A 9,483-nucleotide genomic window follows, 5' to 3' on the forward strand; every position below is an offset into this window, starting at 1 on the left:
AAGTCAGTAACCATACCTACAGCAAGGTGAAGCTGACGTGGTTTGAAGAGATTTTCGAAGAGTATAAGTTATACTTTTACAACTTGAACCTCGTCTTTACCGAGTAAAATCAAGTATTTTTCAATATTTTCAATCGAATAGGCTCGTGATAAAGCCTCTTCGTATAGAGCTAACTGACCACGATAGCGGTCTACGAGTTGACTTGGTTCATCATAGCGGTCTGTCTTGTAGTCAAACAGAACAATTTTGTTTTCGTAAAGCAGATAGCCATCAAGGATACCACGGACAACAAAGTCTTCCTGACTCTTTTGGTCTCGTTTGAGCATGGAGAAAGGTTGCTCGCGATAAAGATGGTTGGTATTAGCGATAATTTCCTGACCGAGTGCTGTGTCAAAGAAAGCAAGAATTTTATCAAGATTGATCTTGTCTCTGACAGCTTGGCTAGTTTGAACTTGTTTGAGTGTTTCTGTTAGGCTAGCAAACGTTGGTCTCTGGCTGAGGTCAATTCTCTGCATGAGTTCGTGGGTAGCACTACCAATCTCAGCTCCAGTTACCTTTTCTTTGGTTGAAAAATCTGGCAAATCAAAGCTGATTTTCTTGCCTACTGACTGACCTTGACCAGCAATCTCGACACCTTCCATATCCATAACGGGTTCGTAGAATTTCTTGATTTGACTTGGGGTTTGAACACTAGGAAGTTCAATAGCTGCGCGGTGAAGAGTATTATAAACTTCCACCTCCTTCAGCATTTCCAGAGCTTCTTTGATGGTATCTGACTGACGATTGTCTGCTTGGGAGCTATCTTGGAGAGGACTCTTGGTTTCCAACTGAACGATAGCTTCTCTGGTCAACTGATTTTCGCCAATAAAACGATAACTAAAGTTGAGCTTGTCCTTAGTAAACACTTTACTGATAGCCCAAAGCCAATCTTGGAAATTCCGTGCTTGCAGTCTAGTATTGCTATTTAGTTTCCCATTTTTGGCTGCTGGGTATTCCTTGGCTTCCAGCTTTTCACGAGAACCCTTGCCGACAAGATAGAGCTTTTTCTCAGCCCGCGTCATAGCAACATACAGCAAACGCATCTGCTCAGAATAGCTTGCCAGCTGTAATTCCTCTTCGTTCTGCCTATAGGGCAGACTAGGAATGGAGAGTTTGATGGTTTTAGGATAGTGGGCTTCCACTGCCCCTGTCTCCATTTTGGCAATGTATTTGACACCTAGTCCATTTTTACGACTGAGAATGACTTCTGACATAGAGTCTTGCTTGTTGAAATCTTGATCCATATTGAGAATAAAGACGTAAGGAAACTCCAACCCTTTACTCTTGTGGATGGTCATGAGCTCTACTGCGTCCTTAGGTGGTGCAACTGTAACGCTTGCCAAATCGTGCTGGGCTTCCAAGACTTGGTCAATCATACCAATAAAACGAGACAAGCCCTTGAAATTGCTCTTTTCAAATTGATCAGCACGAAGTGCTAGTGCATAGAGATTGGCCTGTCTAGCAGGACCATTTGGCAAAGCCCCAACATAGTCATAATAAAAACGGTCGTTGTAAATCTTCCAAATCAAGTCATAGAGAGAGTGGGTTTTGGCATACAGGCGCCAAGAAGCTAGGATATCCATGAATTGCTTTAGTTTTTCAGCTAGAGCTGTGTGAATCAAGCCTTTTTGACTACTTGCCATTTTTTGTGCATTGACCAGTTTCTCATAGAGATTTTCGTGGACTTTATCCTCTGCTTTCTGAAGGGACAAACGTGCTAACTCATCCTCATCAAAGCTAAACATTGGAGACTTCATAAGGGCAACCAAGGCATAGTCTTGCAGGGGATTGTGAATGACACGAAGGGTGTCTAGCATGACTTGCACTTCTAGGGATTGGAGATAATTGTTTTGCTCTCCGTCGGTTTTGACAGGAATTCCGTACTCAGACAGGGCGAGGAGAATCTGGTCATTACGACTGCGACTGGAGGTCAGAAGGGCAATTTCCTTAAAGGCAACACCTTGTTCCTTGTGGAGTTTCAGAATCTCCTTGATGACTAAGCGCATTTCGCCTGTTAGTTTCGTTTCTGTTTGACTCTCTTCTTCCTCACCTGTGTCGTTCTTGTCGTAGAGGAGAAATTCAGCCTTGTTCTCAGTATTAGGAGTTAGTTTGCTATTGGCAAAAACAAGCTGGTGCATGTTATCATAGTTGATTTCGCCGACCTCTTGATCCATGAGACGTTCAAAAACATCATTGGTTGCTGACAGCACTTCTGAACTGCTACGGAAATTTTCCTTGAGGAGAATGAGCTTGCCATCTTTTGGATTTTGCGCATAGCGTTGGAACTTTTCATTGAAAATCTGCGGGTCTGCCTGACGGAAACGGTAGATAGATTGCTTGATATCCCCCACCATAAAGCGATTGTGGCCATTAGACAGCAATTCCAGCATTCGTTCTTGAATATGGTTGGTATCCTGATACTCATCGACCATGACTTCGTGGAAACGCTCCTGATAAGCTTCACGGACTTGCGGGAATTTCTCTAAAATCTCAATGGTGTAATGGCTGATATCAGCGAATTCAAAGGCATTTTCCTGACGTTTACGCTGACGATAAGCCTCCACAAAATCGCTCATAAAGGTTTGGAAGGTTTTAGCTAGTTTCCAAATGTCTCCATGATAACGTTCTTGATAGTCGAGAATCGTTATCTGGTCTGACAGTTGTCCTAGTTTAGCAAACTGGGACTTTCTCTCTTCGTTGTAGGCATCGGCCAGTGGCTTCAAATCAGCCTTACGACTCGCATTGGTCAGAGCTCGGCCGTTTTTCTCTTTCGAAATTGCGACAACACGCGCAAGCACTGATTGAAAAGCCTTACTATCGGACTCTTGATTTAAGGAGCCAATTTCATCCAGAATCAACTGAACATTTTCTAAATAAGCAGCCTTAGGAAACTCCTTGGCATCGTTATCCAGATGATAACGGAAAAAGCTTTCCAAATCCCAAAGGGCTTGTTTGATTTGCTCAGTCAGTTTTTCTTTTTCACTGGTAAAATCAGCCTCTTCAAAACCTTTGAGGAAAGATTCACTCAGCCACTTTTGAGGATTACTGGTGGATTGGAGGAAGTCATAAATTTTATAGACTTGCTGGCGTAGCCCCCGTTCATCCTTGCCACGCCCTGCAAAATTTTTCAGCAAATGACTAAAGGTCCCTTTCTGTTTACCTTGGTAATGGGCTTCAAATACCTCATGAAAGACTTCATTTTTTAGAAGGAGTTGCTCGCTTTGGTTTTGTAAAATACGGAAATTAGGCGCAATATCAAGCAGATAGCCATGTTTACCAAGGAATTTTTGTGTAAAAGAGTCCATGGTTCCGATGGCTGCGTTGGGTAGGTCTGCCAACTGGCGACCCAAGTGTTGTTTGAGGTCGACGTCATCGCTTTCTTGGATTTGTTGGCTGATTTTTTTCTCCAAGCGTTCTTTGAGTTCAGTCGCAGCCTTGACGGTAAAGGTTGAGATAAAGAGTTGAGAAATTTCGACACCACGCGCCAATTGGTCCAGAATACGCTCGGCCATGACAAAAGTCTTACCAGAACCAGCCGACGCTGAGACAAGGATATTTTGACCAGAAGTGTAGATAGCTTCGATTTGCTCGGCAGTTTTCTTTTGTTCCTTGCTCGAATTTGCTTCTGCTTCTTGCAGTTTTTGAATTTCCTCCTCAGTTAAAAAGGGAATAGGCTTCATCGATTCAACTCCTCTCTTATTTTTTCAAACCAAGCTTGCTTGAGTTTTTCTCTGACCAGACGCTTGCCATCAGCTAGATCCAACTTTTCTAGGAAACGGGCTTGACCCAAGTGGTAATTGGCTTCAAAACCTGTGATGGATTGATGTTGCTGGACGTAGGGGGCAATGCTTCTGCCATTTTCGGTATAAGGATTAATGGCGAACTGGCCTGTTAAAATCTTCTCAGCTGCTTTCTTGTAAAGATGGGCATTGTAGTCCAGTAGGAGCTGGAATTCCTCATCTGTCAGCTGATTAGACTTGTTTTTATTGTAAAATTCGCCCAAATGATTGCTTTCTTTTTCTAAAAAGAGTCCTTGGTATTTCATAGACTTGCTGGCTTCTACTACTGCACCTGCCAAATTCTTAACGGTCAACAGAGATTGAACAGGTTCAGCCATTTCCAAGTACATGGCACCGAAAAAGTTCTGCTCCCCCTCTCTTTTTAGGGCAGCTAGGTAGGTTGGCAGTTGGGAATTAAGACCATTAAAGAAATGAGGAAATTGGAACTGGGTCAGACTAGACTTGTAGTCTACTACTCCTATCGCCCCATCAGCTTTCAATCGGTCAATGCGGTCAACCTTGCCTCGTACAAAGACACTGCGTCCATTGTCCAATTGAATAAAGGCCTGCTCTTTCCCACCGAAATTCGCCTCTTCTTTGATGGTTTCAATAGCTGGATTGTGACGGAGAATGTGGCCAGTCGTCCGTGCCACATCAAGCAAAACTTCCTTTGTAAACTGGGCTTCCAAACTTTCCTGATAAATAGCCTCAAATTCCCGTTCCTGACTGGTTTCTTGGATAGCCTGTTCCAAACGTTGGTCAAAGGAATCTTCGTCAGGCAACTGCAAGGCACGTTCAAAAATGCGGTGCAAGAAATTTCCGTGACTGCGGGCATCAGGACGCAGGCGTAATTCTTCTTGCAAGCCTAAAACGTAGCGAAGAAAATAACTGTATTCATTGCGATAAAACTCCGTCAAACCAGAGGTAGACAGGTAAAACTCCTGATCAGCAGGATAGAGAGCCTGCAAGGTATCCTTGGTCAAGGGCTTGCTGCTTGGACTTGTTGGAAGGGCAGGATTTGCAAGGCCTCTTTGGTCTAGTTTTTTACCCATGACACGTGCCAGAACCTTGACAAAGGTCAAATCTTGCTCCCTATCACTCGTCTCGCCCTGCTGGTGATAGGCAACCAGGCTAGACAAAAGACTGTGATAGGACCCCATATCTTCCTTAGACAGCCCTTTGTGATTCAACCTCTTCTCTCTCCGCCTAAATCCAAAATGGACTAGTTCTTGAAGATAGGCTGACTCCTTGCTTTCACTTTCATTAAAAAGGCTTGGAGCCGACAAAACTAATTGCTTACGGGCAGAATTGACCAAAGAAAGCATAGTGTAGCGATTTTTCTTGAGATTTTCACTGCTGGCAATCAGTAATTGAACGCCTTCTTCGGTCGCTTGGTTTATGTTTTGTCTTTCTTCATCTGTCAAAAGACTGGTATTTTGCGCGATTTTTGGTAAATTGTCCTGAGCCAGCCCAATGGCATAGACAAAGTCAGCAGTCAGTGGTGCAATCAAATCGTAACTCTGCACCAGAACGGTGTTCACTGTTGCTGGAATGGTACGATACTGAGATAGACTCATCCCAGAATGAAGCAAGGCCAAGAAATCCTCCAGACTAACCTGTGAACCAGCAAAAACAGTCGCAAATTGTTCTAAAACATGACAGAAGGCCTTCCAAACTTCGGCCTGTCTTTCCTGTTCTACAGCTTCCATAGTTGCTGTCAAATCTTGCAACTGCTTGGTCACCTCTCCTTCTTTTAGAAAAGAATTCCACTTTTGCAAGAGATTTTCAGCCTTTTGTTTTCGGCTGGCAAAGAGGGTTTCAAGAGGTGTTAAAATACGCAGACGAAGAACATTTAAACGTTCCAGATTAAATTTTCCATGGTGGGATTTGGTAAAGGTTTGCTGAAAGGCTGGCAAGCCATTGATACCAAGATAGCGGATATATTGCTCAAAAGCATCAATATCAGCCTGACTAAGGTCGGTATACAAACCTGTTCTGAGAAGATTAATCAAATCCTCCTGACGGAAACGATAGCGTTTCAAAGCCAAAATAGACTCGACAAACTGAGTTAAAGGGTGGTGGGCCATGGATTCGCTTCTACCAAGATAGAAAGGAATCTGATACTGGTCAAAAATCGTTTTTAGAGATAATTGATAAGAAGCTACATCCCCCAAGAGAATACGAAAATGTTTGTAGCTCAGGTCTGAGTTCTCATGTAATTTCTGACGAATGCTGCGGGCTACCAACTCCAACTCTTCCTTTTGCGTCAAACAAGACCAGATTTGTAAGTTTTCACGGTACTTCTCATCGACATCCAATGTTAATTCTGAAAAGTCATAAGAGGACTCCAGCAAACGAGAGGCCTTGTCAAAACTATCCATCTTCTCATGAGTTTGAGAATAGTCCTGAGCAGGCGTTTGGTATTTAGAGGCCAGATGATGGAGAAACTCCACACTGGCTTGGTAGAGATTGCCCTCGCTAAAAGGACTGGCATAAGCTTTCTTACTAGCATAAGCCCCAATAACAATCTCAACTCCCTTGCCATGAAGTAGGTCCACAATTCGCTCTTCTTCGGCAGAAAAACGGGTAAAGTCGTCAATAACCAAGGCAATTTGAGTGAAATCACTACTTACCTTGTTATTCTCGATAGCCTCAATCAAATGGGACAACTGACTTCCCTGAGCCAACTGGCTTTGATTGAGATAGGCCGTTACCTTCTCAAAAATCAAGAGTAAGTCTGCTCGCTTGTCTTCATCCGTCAAACTCTCCAAGTCTAAAAAACTCATCTGAGCTTTGGTCATCTCGTGGTAAAATTCAATCAACTGCTGGATAAATTGAGGATCCTGCTTGATAGCTCCATAAACACGCAAGTCCTTGGGGTCAAGTTCTGCAAGGCATCTGTAAAAGACCATCCCAAGACCGATGTCATCTAGACTGGTCTTAGCTGGCAAATCATTTAAAACCAGATAACGAGCCATCTGAGCAAAGCGCGTGACGGTAATCGCAAAAGAAGCCTGCTGGGACAAGCATTCCAGCACGGCGCGTTCCTTTTCAAAAGAAAGAGAGTTGGGAGCGATGTAGAAGACCCGCTTGCCCGCAGCAACTAGCTCTTCCGCCTCTCTGGTTAGAATTTCAGTCAAAGAAGTCCGAATATCAGTATAAAGTAATTTCATCTCCGCCTCGTTAGAATTTTTCATTACCCTATATTATACCATGATTAGTCTCGTAAATCTGTTAAAATATTTAGGCCATCCATTCTTTTCTTCATCATCTGCTAAATCTGCTAGATCTTAAATACTTAATTTTACTTGTATTATATATAGAATAAATCTGCCTACTGAAAATCACATAATAAAAAAAGCCTCGGTGATAAGGCTCTGAGTTTTATGATTGTTCCTTAGGTCCAGAGTAGACTTCAATGTGTTGTCCTAGTACCTTGATGTCGACTGGTAGATTATCTGATTTATCGCCATCGACATCCGACTCTAATTCGATATCAGAAGAAATTTTAATAGTAGGTGCTTTTATATATTCAGTATTCTTGATAGAATGATTGAACTATAGTAAATTGAAACTAGAATAGTACACCGTGGATGCTAAAATATTTCTAGAAATTAATTTGATTTCCCTAATCAAGCTGTTCGTATATTATTTCAACCTACTATAAATCGTCTAAGAGAAACAACCGATAAGAATTGGCACAAAAGCGACCGTATTTTTGTTACCAATACAGGAAAACCAGTTCATAGTTCCGTCTTGAGCAAGTCTCTCCAGCGAGCAAACGAACGCCTTAAAAAACCAATTCCCAAACATCTGTCCCCTCACATCTTCAGACACACCACTATTAGCATCTTAGCAGAAAATAAAATTCCTTTAAAAACAATCACGGACGGGGTTGGTCATTCCGACTCTGAAGTCACTACTTACATCTACACCCACGTCACAAAGAACATGAAAGATGAAGCAATCAATGTACTGGATAAAGTTATGAAAAAGATTTTTTAAAAAGTTTTGCCTCTTTTTTGTCCTCTAAATAATCGAGTAGGGGATAATCTCTAGCCCCTCTCACACCACCGTACGTGCCGTTCGGCATACGGCGGTTCAACTAACTTTTAACGCATGTCGTTCAAGGTAATAATCCAAACACGAAACCAGTCCTCGTTTTTCAAGGACTGGTTTTGATATAGCACGTTTAAGTACCGACTTCTGAGCTACTAATTGATAATGGTCGCCCCAGCCAGATACCTTATCTGCTATCCATTTAGGAACTCCTAACTTAAGCAATCCCCATAATCGTCTCGATTTCTTCTTCCATTGCTTCCAGATAATCACTCGTAGGCGAGTACGCAAGCGCTCATCTATGCTGGTGACAATACTTTTCATATTTCCCAATGAGAAATAGTTTATCCATCCTCGAATGGACAAATTCAGTTGCTCAATACGTCTTGTTAGGTCTATACTCCATTTCCTCTGTGTTAGTTTCTTCAATTTAAACTTAAATCTCCGAACACTATCTTGATGTGGACGACTTTTCCAACCATCTGATGATTTCCAGAACCCAAAACCTAAGTATTTCAGCTCTCTTGGTCTGGTAATCTTAGTCTTGGTCATATTTACTTTCAAACCTAGCCGTTTCTCAATAAAACGACTGACTGAATACATCACACGCTTAGCGGCTGCCTCGCTTCCGACAGTCATCACACAATCATCTGCGTAGCGCACAAATCGAAGTCCCCTCTTTTCTAATTCCTTGTCCAATTCATTAAGCATGATATTGGATAAGAGAGGAGATACATTTCCTCCCTGTGGTGTGCCAACTAGCGTTTTATGACGTTGACCGTTAATGATAACACCTGAATGAAGATACTGACGAATCAAGGATTCCCTATCTCCGTCTTCGATTATGTTATGTACTAAGGACATCAATCTATCTTGAGGAACCCTATCGAAAAATTTCTCTAGGTCTATATCCACTATCCACTCATAGCCGTCATTTAAGTACTCTAAGAACTTCCTGATGGCTTTTTCACATGACCTATTTGGTCTAAAGCCATAACTCGTATCTGAGAAATGAGGTTCACAAATAGGGCTCATGACTTGAACAATGGCCTGTTGAATCATTCTATCCATAACTGCTGGAATTCCTAGTTGACGGATACCTCCGTTTGGTTTAGGAATCTCAACTCTAAGAACTGGTTGAGGCTTATATTTTCTCTGTTTTATCAGCTCCTTAGTCAAGCGCCAGTTTTGTCTGAGATAATTATCCATCTCTTCGATAGTCATTCCATCAATCCCAGCTGAGCCTTTATTGGATTTTACTTGATTGTAGGCTTCCAGCATATTTTCGCGTGATACTATCTTATCTAGCAATTTTGACATGTGCCTATTCCTTTCTTGTTTTGGTGCCTGAGGGATATCTTATATTGGTGAACCTTCATCTAGTCAATACGTGACAGAGTCCAGTTCTATCAGACCGTTCGTTTTACAGACACAAGTAAAGTAGGATTACTTCGATCTGTCGTTTTCTCTTTCTAGCGACAGACCTCAAACAGTCTCTCCCCAGACTGTTTGAGTATTCACCCCTTCGCTCCACTTCCATTACAGAAGTTTCCTCACTACTATGGGTTCGGCTGACTTCTCATGATTCCTTGTTACTACGCTTTCA

The 9,483-nt window shown here is 42.3% G+C and carries 4 protein-coding genes and 1 pseudogene; 1 reads left to right on the top strand and 4 read right to left on the bottom strand.

Annotation, left to right across the window (positions count from 1 at the left end; translation table 11 throughout):
- Window positions 1–68: 68 nt before the first annotated feature.
- The 3 genes and pseudogenes from addA to HT693_RS09615 all read right to left on the bottom strand — a co-directional run.
- Window positions 69–3,719 (bottom strand): helicase-exonuclease AddAB subunit AddA, encoded by a 3,651-nt coding sequence (gene addA, locus HT693_RS09605; protein WP_172925135.1) that lies wholly within the window; start codon window positions 3,717–3,719, stop codon window positions 69–71.
- Window positions 3,716–6,991, bottom strand: a complete 3,276-nt coding sequence (gene rexB, locus HT693_RS09610) for an ATP-dependent nuclease subunit B (protein WP_172925136.1) — start codon at window positions 6,989–6,991, stop codon at window positions 3,716–3,718. The genes addA and rexB overlap by 4 nt, the downstream gene beginning before the upstream one ends.
- 211 nt (window positions 6,992–7,202) lie before the next feature.
- Window positions 7,203–7,358 (bottom strand): annotated as a pseudogene (locus HT693_RS09615) (diacylglycerol kinase family lipid kinase); the annotation flags it as partial.
- A 105-nt stretch (window positions 7,359–7,463) separates the two neighbouring features.
- Here HT693_RS09615 and HT693_RS09620 point away from each other — a divergent pair.
- Complete coding sequence (locus HT693_RS09620; protein WP_078929799.1) at window positions 7,464–7,823, top strand: tyrosine-type recombinase/integrase; 360 nt, start codon at window positions 7,464–7,466, stop codon at window positions 7,821–7,823.
- Between the two features lie 96 nt (window positions 7,824–7,919).
- Here the strand turns inward: HT693_RS09620 and ltrA are convergent, their stop codons facing one another.
- The gene (ltrA, locus tag HT693_RS09625) at window positions 7,920–9,197 is read right to left on the bottom strand and encodes a group II intron reverse transcriptase/maturase (RefSeq protein WP_172921630.1); all 1,278 of its coding nucleotides are present in this window, start codon (window positions 9,195–9,197) and stop codon (window positions 7,920–7,922) included.
- Window positions 9,198–9,483 lie beyond the last annotated feature (286 nt).

Source organism: Streptococcus sp. 2154 (assembly GCF_013277255.1).
GTDB lineage: Bacteria > Bacillota > Bacilli > Lactobacillales > Streptococcaceae > Streptococcus > Streptococcus pseudopneumoniae.